The 20,108-nt window shown below is 59.1% G+C and carries 21 protein-coding genes; 18 read left to right on the top strand and 3 right to left on the bottom strand.

The window, feature by feature from the left end:
* Positions 1 to 5 precede the first annotated feature (5 nt).
* From AC244_RS31365 to AC244_RS31335, 7 genes are all read left to right on the top strand, one after another.
* A complete protein-coding gene (locus tag AC244_RS31365) occupies positions 6 to 1,244 on the top strand; it encodes an NAD(P)/FAD-dependent oxidoreductase (protein ID WP_053252741.1) in 1,239 nt (412 codons plus the stop codon).
* A gap of 53 nt (positions 1,245 to 1,297) precedes the next feature.
* Positions 1,298 to 2,095, top strand: a complete 798-nt coding sequence (locus AC244_RS31360; protein ID WP_053252740.1) for a 3-methyl-2-oxobutanoate hydroxymethyltransferase — start codon at positions 1,298 to 1,300, stop codon at positions 2,093 to 2,095.
* A gap of 85 nt (positions 2,096 to 2,180) precedes the next feature.
* On the top strand, positions 2,181 to 2,996 hold the full coding sequence (locus AC244_RS31355; protein WP_053252739.1) for a sterol desaturase family protein: 816 nt from the start codon (positions 2,181 to 2,183) through the stop codon (positions 2,994 to 2,996).
* 159 nt (positions 2,997 to 3,155) lie between these two features.
* Entirely contained in the window at positions 3,156 to 4,142 is a 987-nt protein-coding gene (locus AC244_RS31350; RefSeq protein WP_053252738.1) for a sulfate ABC transporter substrate-binding protein, read from the top strand.
* A gap of 92 nt (positions 4,143 to 4,234) precedes the next feature.
* Complete coding sequence (gene cysT, locus AC244_RS31345) at positions 4,235 to 5,056, top strand: sulfate ABC transporter permease subunit CysT (protein WP_053252737.1); 822 nt, start codon at positions 4,235 to 4,237, stop codon at positions 5,054 to 5,056.
* 3 nt (positions 5,057 to 5,059) lie between these two features.
* The gene (cysW, locus tag AC244_RS31340) at positions 5,060 to 5,947 is read left to right on the top strand and encodes a sulfate ABC transporter permease subunit CysW (RefSeq protein WP_053252736.1); all 888 of its coding nucleotides are present in this window, start codon (positions 5,060 to 5,062) and stop codon (positions 5,945 to 5,947) included.
* Positions 5,944 to 6,993, top strand: a complete 1,050-nt coding sequence (locus AC244_RS31335) for a sulfate/molybdate ABC transporter ATP-binding protein (protein WP_053252735.1) — start codon at positions 5,944 to 5,946, stop codon at positions 6,991 to 6,993. The genes cysW and AC244_RS31335 overlap by 4 nt, the downstream gene beginning before the upstream one ends.
* Before the next feature lie 311 nt (positions 6,994 to 7,304).
* Here the strand turns inward: AC244_RS31335 and AC244_RS31330 are convergent, their stop codons facing one another.
* The gene (locus AC244_RS31330; RefSeq protein WP_053252734.1) at positions 7,305 to 8,579 is read right to left on the bottom strand and encodes a type II toxin-antitoxin system HipA family toxin; all 1,275 of its coding nucleotides are present in this window, start codon (positions 8,577 to 8,579) and stop codon (positions 7,305 to 7,307) included.
* Positions 8,576 to 8,806, bottom strand: coding sequence for a helix-turn-helix transcriptional regulator (locus AC244_RS31325; protein ID WP_053252754.1), 231 nt, complete (start codon positions 8,804 to 8,806; stop codon positions 8,576 to 8,578). Before AC244_RS31325 ends, AC244_RS31330 begins: the two co-directional genes overlap by 4 nt.
* Positions 8,807 to 9,163: 357 nt before the next feature.
* On the opposite strand from AC244_RS31325, the gene AC244_RS31320 reads away from it, so the two are divergent.
* The 10 genes from AC244_RS31320 (at position 9,164) to AC244_RS31275 (ending at position 17,190) form a co-directional block, all read left to right on the top strand.
* A complete protein-coding gene (locus AC244_RS31320; protein WP_414735974.1) occupies positions 9,164 to 10,399 on the top strand; it encodes an ABC transporter substrate-binding protein in 1,236 nt (411 codons plus the stop codon).
* Between the two features lie 25 nt (positions 10,400 to 10,424).
* A complete protein-coding gene (locus tag AC244_RS31315) occupies positions 10,425 to 11,402 on the top strand; it encodes a YVTN family beta-propeller repeat protein (protein ID WP_053252733.1) in 978 nt (325 codons plus the stop codon).
* A 37-nt stretch (positions 11,403 to 11,439) separates the two neighbouring features.
* The gene (locus tag AC244_RS31310; protein WP_053252732.1) at positions 11,440 to 11,922 is read left to right on the top strand and encodes a hypothetical protein; all 483 of its coding nucleotides are present in this window, start codon (positions 11,440 to 11,442) and stop codon (positions 11,920 to 11,922) included.
* Positions 11,923 to 11,965: 43 nt separating this feature from the next.
* Positions 11,966 to 12,754, top strand: a complete 789-nt coding sequence (locus tag AC244_RS31305) for an ABC transporter ATP-binding protein (RefSeq protein WP_053252731.1) — start codon at positions 11,966 to 11,968, stop codon at positions 12,752 to 12,754.
* Positions 12,751 to 13,623: an ABC transporter permease gene (locus tag AC244_RS31300; protein ID WP_053252730.1), complete on the top strand. Its 873-nt coding sequence runs from the start codon at positions 12,751 to 12,753 to the stop codon at positions 13,621 to 13,623. Before AC244_RS31305 ends, AC244_RS31300 begins: the two co-directional genes overlap by 4 nt.
* Before the next feature lie 20 nt (positions 13,624 to 13,643).
* Positions 13,644 to 14,261, top strand: a complete 618-nt coding sequence (locus AC244_RS31295) for a hypothetical protein (protein ID WP_234717082.1) — start codon at positions 13,644 to 13,646, stop codon at positions 14,259 to 14,261.
* A gap of 19 nt (positions 14,262 to 14,280) precedes the next feature.
* Complete coding sequence (locus AC244_RS38405; RefSeq protein ID WP_234717081.1) at positions 14,281 to 14,631, top strand: hypothetical protein; 351 nt, start codon at positions 14,281 to 14,283, stop codon at positions 14,629 to 14,631.
* A 33-nt stretch (positions 14,632 to 14,664) separates the two neighbouring features.
* A complete protein-coding gene (locus AC244_RS31285; RefSeq protein ID WP_053252727.1) occupies positions 14,665 to 15,657 on the top strand; it encodes an ABC transporter substrate-binding protein in 993 nt (330 codons plus the stop codon).
* Between the two features lie 77 nt (positions 15,658 to 15,734).
* Positions 15,735 to 16,481 (top strand): ABC transporter permease, encoded by a 747-nt coding sequence (locus AC244_RS31280; RefSeq protein ID WP_053252752.1) that lies wholly within the window; start codon positions 15,735 to 15,737, stop codon positions 16,479 to 16,481.
* Complete coding sequence (locus AC244_RS31275) at positions 16,450 to 17,190, top strand: ABC transporter ATP-binding protein (protein WP_053252726.1); 741 nt, start codon at positions 16,450 to 16,452, stop codon at positions 17,188 to 17,190. The genes AC244_RS31280 and AC244_RS31275 overlap by 32 nt, the downstream gene beginning before the upstream one ends.
* A gap of 74 nt (positions 17,191 to 17,264) precedes the next feature.
* On the opposite strand, the gene AC244_RS31270 is transcribed toward AC244_RS31275, so the two are convergent.
* Positions 17,265 to 17,609 (bottom strand): hypothetical protein, encoded by a 345-nt coding sequence (locus AC244_RS31270; RefSeq protein WP_053252725.1) that lies wholly within the window; start codon positions 17,607 to 17,609, stop codon positions 17,265 to 17,267.
* Between the two features lie 468 nt (positions 17,610 to 18,077).
* Between AC244_RS31270 and AC244_RS31265 the strand changes: the two genes are divergently transcribed.
* Positions 18,078 to 19,961, top strand: a complete 1,884-nt coding sequence (locus tag AC244_RS31265) for a methanol/ethanol family PQQ-dependent dehydrogenase (RefSeq protein ID WP_053252751.1) — start codon at positions 18,078 to 18,080, stop codon at positions 19,959 to 19,961.
* The last annotated feature ends 147 nt before the right edge of the window (positions 19,962 to 20,108 follow it).

Below are 20,108 nucleotides of genomic sequence, written 5' to 3'. Positions count from 1 at the left end.
GGCAAATGAACAGGCCCGCGAACAAAATTGTCATCGTCGGCGCCGGCGAGTGTGGTGCGAGGGCAGCATTCGCGCTTAGGGAGAAGGGCTACGAGGGCGATATCACGCTCATTGGTGCCGAACCGCATCTGCCCTACGAGCGGCCGCCGCTCTCGAAGGAAGGATTGGCTGGGCAACTTGATCCCAAATATGTCGCTGATGCGGAGCGGTATGAGGCTGCTGGGATCCAGGTACTCACTGATGCGGCTGTTCAGGCGATTGATCGCGGTGCCAAGACGGTGCGGATCTCCGACGGGCGAGACCTCTCCTACAACAGATTGCTTCTTGCCACCGGAGCCAGCCCCCGGCCTTTTCCCGGTCATTCGCCGACGAGCTCGCTTGTCCGGGTGCTTCGGACGCATGCGGAAGCCGCTGCCATTCGCCTGAAGCTCGCGCCGGGCAAGCTGCTTGCCATTATCGGTGGCGGATTTATCGGCCTGGAGCTCGCGTCGACCGCCCGCAAGTTTGGCGCGGAAGTTGTTCTCCTCGAGGGTCTGCCACGCGTGCTTTCTCGCGGCGTGCCGGAAGAAATTGCCGCTGTCGTTGCCGAGCGGCATCGACTGGAAGGCGTCGATATCCGCTGCAACGCCAGGATCGCCGACATCGAGGAGCGCGGGGAGAAGGTAGAAATCGACCTTGATGACGGAGGCATTCTTATTGCCGACCTGGTCGTTGTCGGCATCGGAGCCATACCGAACACGGCGTTGGCCGAAGCCGCAGGCCTTGCCATCGATAACGGCATTGCCGTCGATGAGACGCTTTGCACCTCTGACCCTGACATCTTTGCGGCCGGTGATTGCTGCTCCTTTCCGCTCGGACACTACGATGGTCGGCGCATACGGCTTGAAGCCTGGCGAAACGCGCAGGATCAAGGAACGCTGGCAGCGGCCAACTTGCTTGGCGCCGCCGAGACGATCGCAAGCGTGCCATGGTTCTGGTCCGATCAATATGACCTTACCCTGCAGATCGCCGGCCTTGCCGATGGTGCTGTGCTGACGGTGCAGCGGGACCTTGGCGATGGCGCCTTCATTCTCTTTCATCTTGACGCCAGCGGTCGACTGATCAGTGCGAGCGGTATCGGCACAGGAAACGCGATCGCTCGCGACATCCGCCTTGCCGAGATGCTGATTGCTGCCGGGAAAAGGCCGGATCCGCAGGCGCTCGGCTCAACCGACATCAAGCTGAAGGCGCTGCTCGCCGCCTGAGGCACGATCCCTTTTCCCTCTTTCATCACAACAACCGATATCCGGAGACCCTGATGCGAAACCGCCGCCCAACCGTTGCCGACCTTCTGTCGATGAAAGGCAAGAGACAGCTGACGATGCTGCGGGTCGAAACACTGGATGAGGCGGGGGCAGCCGAAGCGGCTGGCATCGACCTTGTCTCCGTGCCGCCGACCCTGCTCGGGCCGGAATTTCGCGAAGTTGCCCCGACTTGTTTTGCCTTTCCGGGCCTCGAATATGGCGATCTCGTCACGGCCGACGAATATATCCGCGCCGCATTCAAGGCGCTTAGGGCGGGAGGGGACGCAGTCTATTGCGCAGCAAGCCTGTCTACCGTTCGCCGCATGCGGGATGAGGGCATACCGGTCTGCGGCCATGTCGGCCTCATCCCGTCAAAGGCCACCTGGACCGGCGGGTTTCGCGCCGTCGGCAAGACAGCGGCAAGCGCGCTTGATATCTGGCGCCAGGTAAAAGCTCTGGAAGAGGCGGGCGCTTTTGCCGCTGAAATCGAAGTGGTGCCCGGCGAGGTTGCCGCCGCGATCAGCGCGAAAACGTCGATGCTCATGCTGTCGATGGGCGCCGGCACGGGCTGTGATGCGCAGTATCTCTTCAGCGATGACGTGCTCGGCGCCAATCGTGGCCACGTTCCCCGTCACGCAAAAATCTATCGCAACTTCGCCGCCGAGTATGAGCGACTGCAACGCGAGCGCGTCGCTGCCTTCTCGCAGTTTGCCGAAGACGTCCGTTCCGGCGCCTATCCCGACAAGAGCCATCTCGTCGGGATAGACCAAACGGAATTGAACGCGTTTCTGTCGGATCTTGAGCGGGTTTGAGCCGGGGCTTGCCTTGCCTTGCTCGGTCTGGTTGGTGTATTCAGCCTTCTGATTATCTCCCACGCAAGCAGCACCGGATTTCCACTTGAACGCGTTCGTCCAGGGTACCCTGACTTTTTTCGCCATTCTTGCGGGCATCTACGCCGCGACGGTGCTCATTTATTTTGCACTCGGCTACGGCATCACCTGGCTCAATGATCGCAATCCGGAGCGGCGCATCCAGAAGGGGCGGCGAGGCGAGAAACGCAAAGCGGTCGAGATCCGCCAGAGCATGGCGTCCATCCTCGTGACCTGCACGTCGGTGGCGATCGGTCTCTTTGCCCAGTATCAGGGCTGGACATTCACGCCCTGGGCCTTCAGCTGGTGGACGGCAGGGCCGCTCTTCCTGCTCTGCATGGTGCTGTTCGACGCATGGTTCTATTTCGCGCATCGGCTGCTGCACACCAAGCTGTTCTACAAATATCACCTTCTGCACCACCGCAGTGTCGCCCCGACCGTGTGGAGCAATGATTCCATCGGTCTCGTCGATACCGCCCTGTCGCAGGGCTTTTACGCCGTGATCGCCTTTGTGGTGCCGTTTCCGCCACTGATCCTGCTGGCGCATCGGTTGTTCGACCAGATCAACGGCACGTTCGGGCATGCGGGTTTCGAATATTTTGCCTCGCCGACGGCGCGCTACCCGTGGCCGCTGTTGTGCACCACGTATCACGACCAGCATCACGCCGAGTTCAAATACAATTACGCCAACTATTTCTCCTTCTGGGACCGCGTTCTCGGTACGATCTCGCCGGTCTATGATCGGCGTGTGGAGACGTTAGAAGGAGAGGCGCCGGCCATCAGCCTCAAGCGGCCGTCGCAGTCGGCTCCTACACAAGAAGCGACGGCAACCTCCGATCGGTAATTCACGGCCACGGCCACAACGCCATTTTCTCTGATATCCGAGTTCGTTAGGTGATTTTTCCCGTTCGCCAAACAACCTAAGATCAGGGTGCCTCGTTGTCTCCGATATCGGCCGCTAGGTTTGCTCCAACCTACCGCCTCTATGCCACCGGAGATACCCATGAAGAAACTGCTGATCGCGGGCGCCGCCTTTGTTGCGCTCCTGAGCGGCCCGGCCTTTGCCGACGCGCCGACCACCCTTCTCAACGCCTCCTACGACGTGGCGCGGGAGGTCTTTGCGGCTGAGAATGAAGCCTTCATCAAGGCACATCCGGGTATCACCGTCGACCAGTCGCATGCCGGCACCTCGAAGCAGGCGCGTGCGATCGTCGAAGGCTTGGAGGCTGACGTCGTCACCTTCAACCAGGTCACGGATATCGACTTCCTGGCAAAGAACGGTTTCGTCGCCGAAGGGTGGCAGAAGGAGTTTCCGAACAACGCTTCGCCGTTCTATTCCTTCCCGTCATTCCTTGTTCGTGCCGGCAATCCGAAAGGCATCAAGGATTGGGGCGATCTTGCGCGTGACGATGTGAAGGTTATCTTCCCGAACCCGAAGACATCGGGCAATGCGCGCTACACCTATCTGGCGGCGACGGCCTATGCCAAGGAAGCCTTCAAGGACGATCCGGCCAAGGTCACCGAATTCGTCAAGAAGATCTTCGACAACGTTCCGGTTTTTGATACCGGCGGCCGCGCGGCAACGACAACCTTTGTCGAGCGCGAAATCGGCGACGTGATCATCACCTTCGAGGCCGAAACCCGCTCGATCGCCAAGCAGTATGGCACCGACAAGTTCGAAAGCGTCGTTCCCTCCGTCAGCCTGCTTGCGGAATTCCCTGTTGCAGTCGTCGACAAGGTGGCCGACAAGCGCGGCTCGCGCGAATTGGCAAAGTCTTATCTCGATTTCCTCTACACCGAGGAGGGCCAGAAGATTGCCGCTCAATATGGCCACCGCGTCCACAACGAAAAGGTGGCGGCAGAGTTCAAGGACCAGTTTCCGGAAATCCGCCTGGTAACGGTCGAGGACGTCTTCGGCGGCTGGGGCAAGATCAAGGACGAGCACTTCGCTGCTGGTGCTGCGCTCGACCAGATCTACGGTAATCGCTAAGGAGCGATCTTAGGCCGATCCAGTTTCCCCGGCGAGTTCGGCTCGCCGGGCCTTGTCATGAATGAAAGCCACGCCGCCGTGGAGGCGATCCCTTGAAACGCAATGTCCTGCCCGGCCTGCCTTTGTCGCTGGGCATCACCCTCTTTTATGTCGGGCTGATCGTCGTGCTGCCCTTGGCGGCACTCGTCTTCAAGGCGGCAAGCCTGGGTCCATCAGAATATTGGGCAATCGTCTCTTCGCCGCGCGCCGTAGCCAGTTACCGCGTTACCGTGCTTTCGGCACTTGTCGCTACCGCCTTCAACCTCGTCTTCGGCCTGGCGCTTGCCTGGGTTCTTGTTCGCTACCGCTTTCCGGGGCGGCGTATCGTCGACGCGATCGTCGATCTGCCCTTTGCGCTGCCGACCGCCGTTGCCGGCATCGCTTTGACTACGCTCTTTGCATCCAATGGCTGGTTCGGCACGCTTCTAGCACCCTTCGGCATCAAGGTCGCCTACACGCCGCTCGGCATCATGGTGGCCATGTGCTTCACCAGCCTGCCCTTCATCGTCCGCACGGTACAGCCGGTGCTTGAAGATCTCGACCCTGCACTAGAGGAGGCAGCCCAATCGCTCGGCGGATCGGACAGCGCCATTTTTCTGCGTGTGATCCTGCCGTTGCTGATGCCGGCGCTGCTCGCGGGGCTGTCGCTGTCCTTCGCCCGGTCACTCGGCGAGTTCGGGGCGATCATCTTCATCGCCGGAAATCAGCCGATGGAAACCGAAATCACCGCGTTGCTGGCCTTCATCCGGCTTGAGGAATACGACTATCAGGCGGCCGCTGCGATCGCCTCGGTGCTTTTGATCACCGCTTTCCTGATGCTTGCGGCCACCAATCTCCTGCAGGCCCGTGCCTTGCGCTACACCGCGAGGTCTTGACCCATGACACCGACCAGACGCAAACCGCCGCGCGTCGGCGACGGGCCGATCATACGCCGCGTGCTGATTGGCGCGACGCTGTTCTTCGGCGCTATTCTGGTGCTTGCGCCGCTGATCGTAATTGCTGTCGAAGCCTTCAGCCAAGGTTTGAAGGTCTATGCGGCGACCATCGCTCATCCCGATACGGGCCACGCCATTTATCTGACGGTTGCGACCGCCTTGATTGCCGTGCCCGCCAACACCGCCTTCGGTCTTGCCGCCGCCTGGGCGATCACCAAGTTCGACTTCTGGGGAAGGCGTGTTCTCCTCGTCGTGATCGAGATCCCGTTCTCGATATCGCCGATCGTTGCCGGTGTCGCCTACCTCTTCGTCTACGGTCTACAGGGGCTATTCGGTCCGATGCTGGAATCAGCTGATATCAAGATCCTCTTTGCCCTGCCGGGGATCGTGCTTGCATCGATGTTCGTGACAGCACCGTTCGTCGCGCGCGAGCTCATTCCGCTGATGCAGGCGCAGGGCAGGGACCTCGAAGAGGCTGCGACCTCGCTGGGAGCCTCAGGCTGGCGGATATTCTTCTCCGTCACGCTTCCCAATGTAAAATGGGCACTGCTTTACGGCGTTGTACTCTGCAACGCCCGTGTCATGGGCGAGTTTGGCGCGGTCTCGGTTGTCTCCGGCAATATTCGCGGCCAGACCAACACGCTGCCGCTTCATATCGAACTACTCTATCACGACTACCAGGCGGCCGGCGCCTTTGCTGCCGCGTCGATCCTCGCGACACTTGCCGTCGTGACCATCCTTGCAAAGGTCGGGCTCGAGCGCCGCGGTGCCGGCCGCCGGCCGGCGCTTGGCTCCGCAGCCAAAGAACAAAACACAGGAACCCGCACATGAAGATCCGTCTCGAGCAGGTTGTGAAGACATTCGACACGTTCCGCGCCGTGCACGGTGTCTCTCTCGATATCGAGAGCGGCCAACTGGTGGCACTCCTTGGACCTTCCGGCTCCGGCAAGACGACAATCCTGCGCATGGTGGCCGGACTCGAATATGCCGATGGCGGCCACATTTATTTCGGCGATCAGGATGCGACCGATATCCCGGTGCGCGATCGCGGCGTCGGCTTCGTCTTTCAGCATTACGCGCTCTTCCCGCATATGACCATTGCCGAGAACGTCGCCTTCGGCATGAAGGTCTCCAAAACCAGGCGCAGCAAGCCCGAAATCGCCACGCGCGTCTCGGAACTCCTGCGGCTCGTTAAGCTTGAAGGACTTGGCGACCGCTTTCCCGGGCAGATATCCGGCGGCCAGCGTCAGCGCGTGGCGCTGGCCCGTGCACTCGCCGTCGATCCGAAGGTGCTGCTTCTCGACGAGCCTTTCGGCGCTCTCGATGCCAATGTTCGCCGAGACCTGCGGCGCTGGCTTCGCGAGATCCACGATGAACTCGGCATTACCACCCTGTTCGTAACGCATGATCAGGAAGAGGCGCTCGATCTTGCCGACCGTGTGGTCATCCTCAATGAAGGCAAGATTGTGCAGGAGGGCAAGCCTGCAGAAGTCTGCCGACACCCGGGCTCGGCATTTGTCATGCAGTTTCTCGGGGACGTTAACAAGTTTCCAGGCGTCGCAAGGGATGGTTTGGTTTTTATCGGCGAGACGGCGACTGGCATTGCGTTTAGCGAAGATGGTCCTGTCGACGTCTTTGTAAGGCCAAGGGATGTTATTTGGGAGAAGGATGCGGGAGGTATTCCGGTGGATATCGAGCGTATTCTACATCGGCCCGATGGATTGACCGCCGTTGGCACGACCAAAGACGCTATCCGAGTGGAGTTTGAAATCCCTGAACAAGCTGAACCCGATCTGTCTCGGGGGGCTGGGATTATCCTCAGGAACGCGCAGGTTTTCCCAAGAGGTGTTAAATCGAGTGCGCGTGTAGGACCTTAAAAACACTGCGAATGAACCCGCATCGGGGACCCCGGCACAAAGTATCTTGCTGAACAGATCATCATGAAAACGGGAAGAGACATATAGCGTAATCGGATGTGGGGCGGCGCGCCTAACTGCGACCTGTCTGATGACGAAAATCCGCGCTGGTCTTAGGAACCCGATGGCGCTCCCCGGAGTGCCCATCTGTTCCTGGATTGGAGAAGCGCCCGAATGCCCGCCAGTGCATATGTGAGAGCTTCGAATGCTTCACCGTATGTAGCGAGCGCCCTTGAGCTGTCACTCGCCTCGCCACTTTGTGTCTGAAGCAATCATCGGACACTTTTGCCGAATGTCAGAGAGGTCATCCGCGCTCGGTCGTGGATCATCTTCTTTATCTTCAGAATTGCTTGGCTGCCCGATATGTCACAGAGATCGTCAGCAGCGCTGCCGCTCTCATCCGAAATGGCCTCGCATAACTCTGCGGTACGGCGTCGAAGGAGCAGAAAACCAACTCCAGCGTCCTTTGCAAAAGCCTGCCACCCATCAGCGTCCATCTCGGCGAGTCTGGCGCGCTTGCCAATCCTCATGGCCATTTTCGGTGAAAGGTCTGGATAGGCCACAGTTGAAAGTAAGTCATACAACGGAGCGAGCCTTGGTCCCTGCTCGTCATAAAGGATCGAAAAATTCTTTCCGTGAGCATCGGCATTCCCGACAATCAGGTTGAAAATTGCGGCGTCCAGCAACTTCAGCACATCCGTAGCCGGGCGTGCTGATACCCGCCGCAATAGCTCGAAACAATCCTTGAAAGTCGGCCCACCTTCGCTGGCGTATTTCGTTTCAGGCGGTACGCCGAGCGCTTGGCAAAAGTCTTCCTGATGGATTCGATGGACCAAGCCACTGGCATCGCGAACGCGGTCATATCTTTCGACCAAGAGAAAGGAGCGTCCTCGCACGGCCCTCGGTTCGACGGGTGCAACGTCGAGACCAATTGCGGCAGCAAGCCTCATCGCAAAGGCTTCGTTTTCTGTTGTCCCCTTGAAGCGCGTGATAGGTGGCTTCAGAATATGCGTGGTAGCCTGGCTGGGAAGCGGAAGCGCGATTTGGCCGTCGATCAGAACTACCGGCACCTTGGATTGCGCGCCAGCCAGCGAAAGTCTCAAACCCTCCTCGCCAGCCAAAAGCGGCCGCATCGGAAGTGCATCCAATATTCGAACAATTCCCGCGTCATCCAGAGGCGCGGGCTGCTGTTCGGAGATCGGCCCCGTCTCTATAGGCTTCTGATTCTCGGGCAACAGCTGAAGGGCGCCGGCGACATCACCGCCCAAGCGATCAAGGAGGGCAAAATCGTTGGCAGGTGAAACGCCCAATGCCTGCGCCGCCGCCAGGCGCTGGCTTTCCTCGGGCAGAAGACCCCCGAAAAAAGGCCGGCATTCTCGACGGGAAAAGCGCTCCGAGCGCTTCGGAAGAGAGGCTGAAAGTGGAAGGGCGCCGGTATCATCAATCCAGGCCTGAGCGTAGGTGAAGCCGATATCGCCATGCCTATCCTGCATGAATTCACCAACGACGCGACCATCCCACCAGACGTTTAGAACCTTGTCCGTCATGGTCTGCGTTCACCAGGAGCCAGAATGTCGATGGAACACCCGAGCGTTTGGAGAACCTGTAAGACCTTTCCAATTTGAGCCGTAGGCTTGCCTGCTTCAAGATCGACAATGAACCGGAGCCCAACGCCAGCAACGCCGGCAAGTTCGTCCTGCCGCAAGTTTTGCTCCTTGCGTGCACTTCGTACTAGGACGCCGATATCGGCTGGGCTTTTTATCTGTTTTGCCATCATTATTTTCCCGATCGGGAAAATAGCAGTGAATTGGAGGCTTTGTCGAGAGTGATTTTCCCGATCGGGAAAACTGACTAAGACAAACGGCATCCGCTCGGATAAATTTCCCGACCGGTAAATTTCATCGGGCATACCCGCGACGGCAGGTTGGTTCGCTGTCGCGTAGTGCGCCCGGACAGACTCCTCTTCTCGAAACACACCCACTCAATCGCAACCGTGGTAGGCCAAAGCTACGTCTTTCCCTTTTTTGTTGAAATCAGGGATATCTTGGCTAAGCTTGCGGTGGCACCGAGGTAATACACAGATCCGACTGGCGTCGGAGATGGTGTATTCTATCGACAAGTGGAAAGTGCGGTGCCCCATGCCCTCACACTGTTTGCCGCGGTTTTTCTTGCGGCTTCAAGCCTCTCCGGCGCCGTTGCGCAGGAGGCTTCTCCAGTGCCAACCGACAAGGCGGCACAAGCCCAACCGATTTTGGAGATCAAGCTAGGCTACCTTCGAGCCTATGCGCCCCAGCTAGCCCTTTCAGTGCTGGACGTGCCGCCACGTGACGAAGGTGTCGCGGGGGCCAAAGTGGCCATCGGCGATAACAACACGACTGGCCGCTTCCTCGGACAGGAGTTCAAGCTCGAAGTGTCCGAGGTGAAGCCGAATGCCGACGTAATAGCTGCTTTCAATGACATGGCGTTGAAGGGCGCCCGCTATATTCTCGCGGATATCTCCGCCACGCAGCTTCTGTCCGTCGCCGATTTCGCTCGCGACAAGGGTATCCTGATCTTCAACGTCGGCGCCACGGACGACCGTCTGCGTGAAGAGGATTGCCGGGCGAACATCTTCCACACCGCGCCGACGCGCACCATGCTGGCCGACGGGCTGGCGCAATATCTGATTTGGAAGCAGTGGCGTCGCTGGGTGCTGGTCTACGGCTCCCATGCACGTGACAAACAATTCGCCGATGCGCTCCGCCGCGCCGCCACGCGCTTTGGCGGCGAGATTGTTGCGGAAAAAGAGTTTACCGATACTGGCACAGCGCGGCGGACGGATACCGGTGTGGTTCAGATCCAACGACAGATGCCTGTCTTCACGCAGGAATTCCCTGATCACGACGTGCTGCTCGTGGCAGACGAAAGCGAGGTTTTCGGAACCTATGTGCCGTTCCGGACATGGATTCCTCGGCCAGTGGCCGGCACGTCCGGTCTGATACCTTCCGCTTGGCACCCGGCCAGCGAGCAATGGGGCGGCACGCAGATACAGAACCGTTTCGCCAAGGCCAATGGCCGACGAATGTTGTCGAAAGACATGGCCGCTTGGACGGCAGCCAGGATTATCGGCGAGGCTGCCACGCGCACGCACAGTGCTGATCCTGAAGTGCTAGCAGCCTTCGTTCGTGCCGAGGATTTCTCGATCGCGGCGTTCAGGGGGCAGAAGCTGACTTTCCGGAAATGGAACTGGCAATTGCGCCAGCCAGTCTACCTGGGCGACGGCCGTTCGGTCGTGTCGACGTCACCACAGGAAGGATTCTTGCATCAGTTCTCCGAACTCGACACGCTCGGGATCGATCAGCCCGAGACGCGATGTGTGCTGAAATAGCTTCAAAAAACAGGGAGAGAGCCAGATGTTCCGACGACTGACATTTCTTTCGGCCGGATTTGTTGTGGCTGCAAGTATCGGATCCCCCGCGTCCGCCTACATGGTCTATGTCTCCAACGAGAAGGACAACACGGTATCCGTAGTCGATTCGACTACGAAGGAGGTGGTCCGGACGATCGATGTCGGCCAGCGGCCGCGCGGCATTACGATTTCGCACGACGGCAAGTTCATCTACCTGTGCGCAAGCGACGACGACACGATCGAGATCATCGATACCGCCACGTACGGAATCGTTGGATCGCTACCGTCAGGACCGGACCCCGAACTGTTCGTCCTCTCCCCCGACGGCAAGACGCTTTACGTCGCCAATGAGGACGACAATCTGGTCACCGTCATCGACCTTGAGAGCAAAAAAGTGCGAGCAGAGGTGCCGGTTGGCGTCGAACCCGAGGGAATGGGCATCAGCCCGGACGGGAAGTCGATGGTCAATACCTCGGAAACGACCAACATGGCACACTTCATCGATACCGAAACCAACGAGATCACCCACAATGTCCTCGTTGATTCCCGACCACGGTTCGCGGAGTTCAAGCCGGACAACTCGGAGGTCTGGGTCAGCGCCGAAATCGGCGGCACTGTCTCCGTTATCGACAATGCGAGCCGCGAGGTAAAGCATAAGATCACCTTCGAGATTCCGGGCCTACGGTCGGAAGCGATCCAGCCGGTCGGCGTGCGCATCACGGCCGACGGCACGAAGGCCTATGTGGCGCTCGGTCCGGCCAATCGCGTGGCTGTGGTCAATGCCAAGACTTACGAGGTCGAAAAATACGTGCTCGTCGGGCAGCGGGTCTGGCAGCTCGCCTTCACGCCCGACCAAAAGACGATCATCAGCACCAACGGAGTTTCGAATGACATCACCTTCATCGACGTCGCTACCGATGAAGCAATTCAATCCGTGACCGTCGGGGCATTGCCCTGGGGTGTGGTCGTGAGCCCGAACTGACGTGTCGGGCAAAAGCTCTCTGACAAAGGAGGAGGACATGCAGAAATATCGGAAATTCGCGCTTGCCGCGTTTCTCGGAGTAGCCCTGTCAGTGACGCCCGGTGCCGGACAAGATGCCGATGATGATGACGACGCAGGGCCGCCACCGACCTCGGCAACCGAGCAGGTGACGCGGGCCAGCAAGGACGTCCCTGAACTGGTCCTCGGATCGGCTGCCGACAATTTCGCCGTCAATCAGAAGGATTTCGAGCTGATCGCCGGACAGGGCTATCGTTGGAAAATCACCTCGGCGGCGGGCTTGGAATATAAATTTGCAACGGACCTTTTCCGCAATGTCTGGATGAACCAGATCGTCATCAACGATCTCGAGGTTCACATGAACGGTGCTCCTGCATGGCTCGAGTTCGACGCGGAAGGCACGATGCAGGTGCAGTTCACGACGATCCGGCCAGGCAGCTATGCGTGGTCCGTTCCAGACCTCGCCGACAAGGGCATGAAGGGAACGATCACCATCAAATAGGCTGGGATGCGGACTATCCTTGCTGTTCGCGCAGGAGGACGCCATGCAGGATGTGAAGGCGAATGATGGAGTGAGCGTGCCTGCCGCACTTGACGTGTCGGCGGTCGGTCATTGCTTTGGCCGCAAGCAGGTTCTGTCCGACATTTCCTTTTCAATAGCGCCCGGCCACTTTACTGTCCTGCTCGGCCTCAACGGGGCCGGCAAGACCACGCTGTTTTCGTTGATCAGCCACCTCTACGACACGCGCCAAGGGGCGATCCACATCTTCGGCCACGACATCAGCCAGGCCCCTGGGGAAGCGCTGCGCCGTCTCGGCATCGTGTTCCAGGCGCGTACATTGGATCTCGATCTCAGCGTCTACCAGAACCTTTCTTACCATGCCTCTTTGCATGGCATCGGCCATGCACAGGCCCTGGAACGGATCAGGACATTGCTTGATCAGGTCAATATGAGCGACCGGCTCTATGATAAGGCGCGCAGCCTTTCCGGCGGACAAATGCGGCGCATCGAAATTGCCCGGGCTCTGTTGCATCGGCCGCCGTTGCTGCTGCTCGACGAGGCGACCGTGGGGCTGGACATCCAGTCGCGTGCCGAGATCCTCGCCACGATCCGCGACCTTGTGGTCACCGATGGCATCAGCGTTTTGTGGGCGACCCACCTGATCGACGAGGTCGAGAATAATGATGATGTGGTCGTCCTCGACAAGGGAAGGGTGCTGGCGCAGGGCAGGGTGTCAGATGTCGTGCGTTCCGCTGGTTCGGACAGCATTCGGCAGGCGTTCGCATCCTTGACGGGGTTGGTGTCGGTTTTACCCGAGGACGCCGGCCTATGACGCTGCAGACGGTTCAAAGCGCTATTCCAACCGATCCTGCCTCGGGACGCGGCTTCAAGGTTCGTCAGTATTCCATTTGCTTGAAGGGAATCCTTTATCGAGAGGGCCTTCGTTTTCTTAACCAGCGTGAGCGCTTCATCTCGTCGCTCGTTCGTCCGCTCCTATGGCTGTTCGTGTTCGCCGCTGGTTTCCGTCAGGTATTGGGCGTCTCGATCATTCCGCCCTACAAGACCTACGTGCTGTACGAGGTCTATATCACGCCCGGCCTGTGCGGCATGATCCTGCTGTTCAGCGGCATGCAGTCCTCGCTCTCGATGGTCTATGATCGGGAGATGGGAAACATGCGTACCCTGCTGGTCAGTCCGTTTCCACGCTGGTTCCTGCTCGTCTCCAAGCTGCTCGCCGGTGTGGCGGTATCGATCATGCAAGTCTATGCTTTTCTGGTCATTGCCTTGTTCTGGGGCGTCAAGCCACCATGGAGTGGCTATCTGCTGATCCTTCCCGCCTTGTTCTTGTCGGGGATGATGCTGTGCTCGCTCGGGATGCTCTTGTCGTCTATGATCAAGCAACTGGAGAATTTCGCGGGAATCATGAACTTCGTGATCTTTCCGATGTATTTTGCCTCTCCCGCGCTCTATCCGCTCTGGCGCATCCAGGAATCGAGTCCGCTTCTCCACAAAATCTGTCTTGCAAACCCTTTCACCTATGCGGTCGAACTAATCCGCTTCGCCCTTTATGGACAGGTTGACTGGGCATCACTGATGATCGTGATTGCGTTCACCGCACTGTTTCTGGGCGGTGCGATCCTCGCCTATAATCCATCAAACGGCTTGCTCCGGCGCCGGCAGATCACAGGAGGGAATGCCTGATGCGGTGGCGGTCCCTGTCCTTGTCCCTGATACTCCTCCCCGTGTTGGTCGCTGCAAACCTCGCATGGCCCGCCTTGGCCGCGCAGGGCGACGACCCGGACTGGCCGTGTATCCAGCGCAAGGTTCCGAAGCTTTCGCTCGGCCAGGTTTGGAATGGCGCGGAACTGCGGCCGGCGGCCGCCGACTGGTCCAAAGATGCGCCCATTTCTGCACTGGTTGTGGAGCTGTCGGCGCGCCGCGTGCCGCTGCCCGAGGCGCAGCAAATGATCACCACGTATGCGGAAGGCCTGCCGAAGGGCGAAAGGGAGCAGCGCATGACCATGCTCGTTCGGGGGCTCTTCGATCATATGAACCGGGAGCGCTCTGAGGTTATTTCCGGCATTGCACGCTACGCCCACGGCCAGAGGGACATGGCGGCACGCCTACGGCAGGAGGCTTCCGCGGTGGATGCCTTGCGGGCTAAACCCGATGCCGACCTGAACGAGCTTGCACTGCGCAATGATCGGCTCGTGTTTCAGACACGCATTTTTCAGGAGCGCGCGCAATCGCTGAGCTTTGTCTGCGAGGTCCCAACGCTGATCGAGCAGCGCTTGTATGCTCTGGCCAAGACGATTGCGCAAATGCTGGAAGCCAGATGAGCCCAATCTGGCGGAATAATTGACGCTCGTCTATCGCGCGCGTATTCTCGTCGTCGGCTTTCCGTCAGGGCACCTTGTGAAGGCTAGCTGTCGGACCGGCATGCCAAGCACGCCAGTCACCGTTGCTTCTGTGCGAATTCGCGCAGGGAAAGGTGCGGAATTGAACCTCGTCGATCTCGTCCTGACCGTCTGCGTCTTGGCCAACCCTGCCAATTGCCGCACCGAGCACCTGTACTTCGAGAGCCGCGGCTCGCTTGTCCAATGCATGACGCTGGCACCGGCTGAGATCGCGAAATGGTCCGAGGGCCATCCGGCGCTGAAGGTCGTGCGATGGAAGTGTTTGCTCCCCGACAAGGGTCGGGAAATTTGACGTCGCTGCAAACGTTTGTTGGGAGGTGGCATCATGTTCATATCGCGGCGCGCGCTTTGCCTGACGGTTTTGCTGGCTGCGGCAAATCCTCTTGGCTTCCAAGTCTTGGCAAACCCATCCGCTCCGAAGATACGGGTGGGTGTTCTGAAGTTCGGCACGGTGAACTGGGAGCTCGACACCATCAAGCACAATAAATTCGACGCGGCCAACGGCATCGACGTGGAAGTCGTCTATTTCGCTGGGGAAGACGCCAGCAACGTGGCCATGCTGGCAGGCGACCTCGACATCATCGTTTCCGATTGGTTGTGGGTGTCGCGCCAGCGTTCGCAGGGCGAGGATCTCACGCTTGCACCTTACTCGACCGCGGTTGGCGCCATCATGGTCAAGGAGGACGCGCCAATTCGAGGCATTCCCGACCTCGTGGGGAAGAAAATTGGCGTGGCCGGCGGATCGCTCGACAAGAGTTGGCTTCTGATCCAGGGGCTTGCCCAGCGTGACAATGGGATTGATTTGACCAAGGGCAGCGAGATCGTTTTTGGCGCTCCGCCACTGTTGTCGGAAAAGGCCATCTCGGGCGAACTCGATGCGGTGCTGAATTTCTGGCATTTCTGCGCGCGGCTGGAGGCAAGAGGCTTTCGCCGCCTGATCGGTGCCGAGGATGCAACCAAGGCGCTCGGGGCATCGGGACCCGTCTCGGCGCTGGGCTATGTATTCCACGACAAATGGGCGAACGAAAACCCGGATGTGGCGATGAGCTTCGTCAAGGCAAGTGCGGCGGCCAAGAGACTTCTGGCTCAATCCGACGCCGAATGGCAGCGTTTGGCACCTTTGGTGCGAGCCGAGGGCAGGGAACTCGAGGTGCTGCGGGATCGCTATCGCGAAGGCATTCCAAATCGGCCTCTCGCTGACGAGGAACGCGATGCTGCCAAGCTGTACGAAATCCTTGCAGACCTGGGCGGGGAGAAACTCGTCGGCGAGGCGCGGCAGATGGCTCCCGGAACGTTCTGGGCTGCATTGAAGACATGACTGCAGGATTCGGATCGGGAAAAAGCGTATCTGCAGGCCGGCGCGCGCGCGCGGTCTCTCGCGCGATCGGCGCGGCGTTGCCGGCGGCGACGACCTTGGCATCGCTGCTTGGACTATGCCTCCTCTGGGGCCTGGCGGCAGGGATGTGGCCGAGCCGTGCTCTTCCGCCACCGCTCGAGGTCTGGCGGGTGCTTCTCAAGGAGGCGGCGAGCGGCGACCTTGGCTATCATCTGGCAATGACGCTCTGGCGGGTCGTGGCCGCATATCTTGTCGCGATGATCGTCGGATCGGTCATCGGCGTCCTCCTCGGCAGGTATTGGCGGGCGGATTCCTTCTTCAATCCATGGCTTGTGCTCTTTCTCAACCTCCCGGCTCTGGTCGTTATCGTTCTCGCTTACATCTGGTTCGGCCTGACAGAGGCGGCCGCGATCGGCGCCGTTGCGATCAATAAGATACCCAATGTCATCGTCACCATGCGCGAGGGTGCGCGTGCGCTCGATCCCCGTTACGCGGAAATGGCGACCGTCTACCGGCTGGGGCCGCTTGACCATGTCCGCCACATCCTGATGCCGCAGTTGCAGCCCTATTTCGCGGCCGCCTCGCGCTCCGGCATCGCGCTGATCTGGAAGATCGTGCTCGTCGTTGAGCTGCTCGGCCGTTCAAACGGTGTCGGCTTCCAGATCTATCTCTACTTCCAGATATTCGATGTTGCGGCCATCCTTGCCTACACACTGGCCTTCGTGGCTATCATGCTGTTGATCGAACTCTTTTTGGTGCAGCCACTTGAACGACATGCAACCCGCTGGCGTAGCCGCTCCGCTTAAAGTCGATATTAGCGAGAAAACGTTCCGATCGGCTGAGGGCGTTACGATTGTCGCATTGCGCGGACTTTCCTTCGAGGTGCGGCAGGGTGAATTTGCCTGTCTGCTGGGCCCGTCGGGCTGCGGCAAGACCACGACCTTGCGAATCCTGCTGGGTCTCGACCGGCAATTCTCGGGCAGTTATCAATTGCCCGAAGGCGGCTCCAACCGCGTCGCTGCGGTCTTTCAGGAGCCGGTGCTTCTGCCCTGGCGGACGGTGGAGCAAAACGTCCGCCTTGCTCTGTCTGCGCGCCTCAGGGACAAGGATCTGGACCGGCTGTTCGAAATTCTGGGGCTCTCCTCAATGCGGTCGCTCTATCCTTCGGAGCTTTCGCTTGGCCTTGCTCGCCGTGCCGCGCTTGCACGGGCCTTCGCCACGGAACCCGCGATTCTTTTTCTGGACGAGCCTTTCACTTCGCTCGACGAACGGACTGCCGACAGATTGCGCCGTCTTTTGATGACGGTGTGGGCCGCCAGGCCCACCACCGCCTTGATGGTGACCCACAATCTGCGCGAGGCCCTTCTGCTTGCCGATCGCATCATCGTGCTATCACCGCGCCCGGCGCAGGTGCTGGGCATCTTCGACGTGGGCCTCTCACGCCATTTGCGTGACGCGCCGGCGCTCGACAATCTCGTTTCGGATTTTCACAAGACGTTTCCGGACGCGGTATGAACGCGCTCCAAACCACGGAGCCATCTCCACTGATGGCGAGGAGCAATCGAAGGGGTGGCTCTTGTGTTCGAGGATCAGAAGCACCGGACCTCTGCTTCGGCCTGGGCTCGACTCAGTTCGGCGACCGCGGATTTCGCCGGCGCGCTTTGGCGGAACAGAACCCCTCTTTCGCCTGTCTGAAGTCCCAGGCTTTTGAACGTCTCTGCCGCCTCATAGCGCTCGTAGGGCAGGATCGAGGCTATGACGTCGATAGAGCAAGAACAGTTCTCGAGTGCGGCCCGTGTCTCGCCGTTGGCTTTCATACAGCCATACACATAGTCGACGACCGCGACCGTCGGGTAACTTCCGGCTGCCGATGTTGTCGCAGCAGACGTGAACACGGCGAGGAAGGTGATCACGTCTAGGTTACCAGCGGTCATAATGAAACCTCCCGTAGGCATTGATAGATTGGGGAAGATCAAAGTTAATATGATCGTTCCGTTGTATTAATATGGTAAATACCCGGGGTGGGCAAATCTAAAACTTGCAGTGACTAGTAATAAATGTGTTGCATAGCAGCATTTTTTGTTGTTGCACTGCACGCATATCGTATATTTATTCTTGCGCTAATTGTTTTAATCGCCTATTCTGCCGCCAGTTTACGGCTTCAAGCCTTGTGTCTTGGGAGCGTAAAGTCTCGTGGGTCAAGAGGACGGGCAATAACGGTGCCCTCTGCCCATCCAAATGAACCCGTGAGACGCTGAAGCAAACAGATATCCCACGACGAGCATGACATAGCTTGGGCTGGCCTTTGTGGTCTCCCGAGGAGTGTGACGATGTACCTCGGGTCCATATCGACATCGGGAGGAATCCGCATGCGCATACTCGGAAAATTCCTATATCTGCCGATGACCGCCGCTGGAGTTCTGACAGGAGTTCTGACAGGGGCTCTTGCCGGAAATGCGTTGGCCAATGAGGAGCTGACGGCTCTTTCGGCCGACGCGAAGAACTGGGCGATGCCTACGGGCGATTATGCCAATCACCGCTATTCCAAACTTAATCAGATCACGAAGGACAACGTGAAGGATCTGCAGGTTAAATGGACCTTCTCGACGGGCGTGCTGCGTGGTCATGAGGGCGGACCGCTGGTGATCGGCGACGTTATGTACGTCCATACGCCGTTTCCCAACAACGTCTATGCCCTTGATCTTAACAACGACGGCAAGATCCTCTGGAAATACGAGCCAAAGCAGGATCCGAACGTCATAGGCATCATGTGCTGTGACACGGTCTATCGTGGCGTCGCCTATGGCGATGGCAAGATAATCCTGAGCCAGGCGGACACGACGGTCGTTGCCCTCGACGCCAAAACCGGTAAGGTCGTCTGGTCTGTCAAGAACGGAGAACAGACCGATGGCAGCAAGGCCGAGTCCAGCACGGGTGCTCCGATGGTCGTCAAGGACAAGGTGCTGGTCGGTATATCGGGTGCGGAATATGGTGTCCGCGGCTGGATGGCGGCGTACAATCTGAAAGACGGGTCGCTCGCCTGGAAAGCCTATTCGACTGGCCCCGACGCCGAAATGCTCGTCGATCCTGAAAAGACCACCCATCTCGGAAAACCCGTCGGACCTGACTCTGGTATAAAGAGCTGGGAAGGCGAGGAGTGGAAGACCGGCGGCGGCACGACATGGGGGTGGTACTCCTATGATCCGAAGCTCAACCTGATCTATTATGGCACGGCTAATCCGGGGACCTGGAACCCCGTGCAGCGGCCGGGCGACAATCGCTGGTCGATGACCCTGATGGCGCGCGACGTCGATACTGGTATGGCCAAGTGGCTATATCAGATGACCCCACACGACGAGTGGGATTATGACGGCGTCAACGAGAACATTCTCGTCGATGCGATGCAGATCAACGGTCAGCCGCGCGACGTGCTCGTGCATTTCGACCGCAACGGCTTTGCCTATACCCTCGACCGGGCGACGGGAGAGCTTCTGGTTGCCAAGAAATACGATCCGAAGGTCAACTGGGCGACTGAAGTCGTCATGGATCCGGCGAGTGAGCAGTATGGTCGGCCGCAGGTCGTAGCGAAATACTCCACCGAACAGAACGGCGAGGACGTGAATTCGACAGGGATCTGCCCTGCGGCCCTCGGCACGAAGGATCAGCAGCCGGCCGCGTATTCACCAAAGACCGGCTTGTTCTACGTGCCGACAAACCACGTTTGCATGGACTATGAGCCGTACAAGGTCAGCTATACGGCTGGTCAAGCTTATGTCGGTGCGACCGTTTCGATGTTTCCGGCCCCCGACAGCCATGGCGGCATGGGGAACTTCATTGCCTGGGATGCTGCCAAAGGCGAGATCGTCTGGTCGAAGCCCGAGAAGTTCTCGGTCTGGTCCGGTGCTCTTGCGACGGAAGGCGACGTGCTCTTCTATGGAACTCTGGAAGGCTACATCGTGGCTGTCGATATGGAGGGCAAGGAGCTCTACAGGTTCAAGACACCATCCGGCATTATCGGCAATATCAATACCTACGAACATGGCGGTAAGCAGTATATCGCCGTCCTGTCGGGCGTTGGTGGCTGGGCCGGGATTGGACTGGCTGGCGGGCTGCTTTCTCCTGAGAACGCTGCCGCATGGCATGGTGCGGTAGACCAGGGCCGCGAACAGGGTGATGAAGCCCAAGTTGTCGGCACCGCCGGTCTGGGCGCAGTCGGTGGGTATGCCGGTCTGGCGGAGTACACGACGCTTGGCGGACAACTGACAGTCTTCGGTCTTCCAGACTGATGACCTGTTGACGAGCGGTAGGGCTGCGTCTCCTGCGCAGCCCCATCAGCTGTCGACCGCCGTAGTCAATGACCGCTGGGCAGTTCGCTCGCGTTCGTGTCAATCCGGATAGGCCCGCTGGAGCGTCGCGCTCCAGTTTCCAAAGCG

The sequence above is a fragment of the Ensifer adhaerens genome, from assembly GCF_001270265.1.
GTDB lineage: Bacteria > Pseudomonadota > Alphaproteobacteria > Rhizobiales > Rhizobiaceae > Ensifer > Ensifer adhaerens_B.
This window is presented reverse-complemented; position numbering and strand designations above follow the sequence as displayed.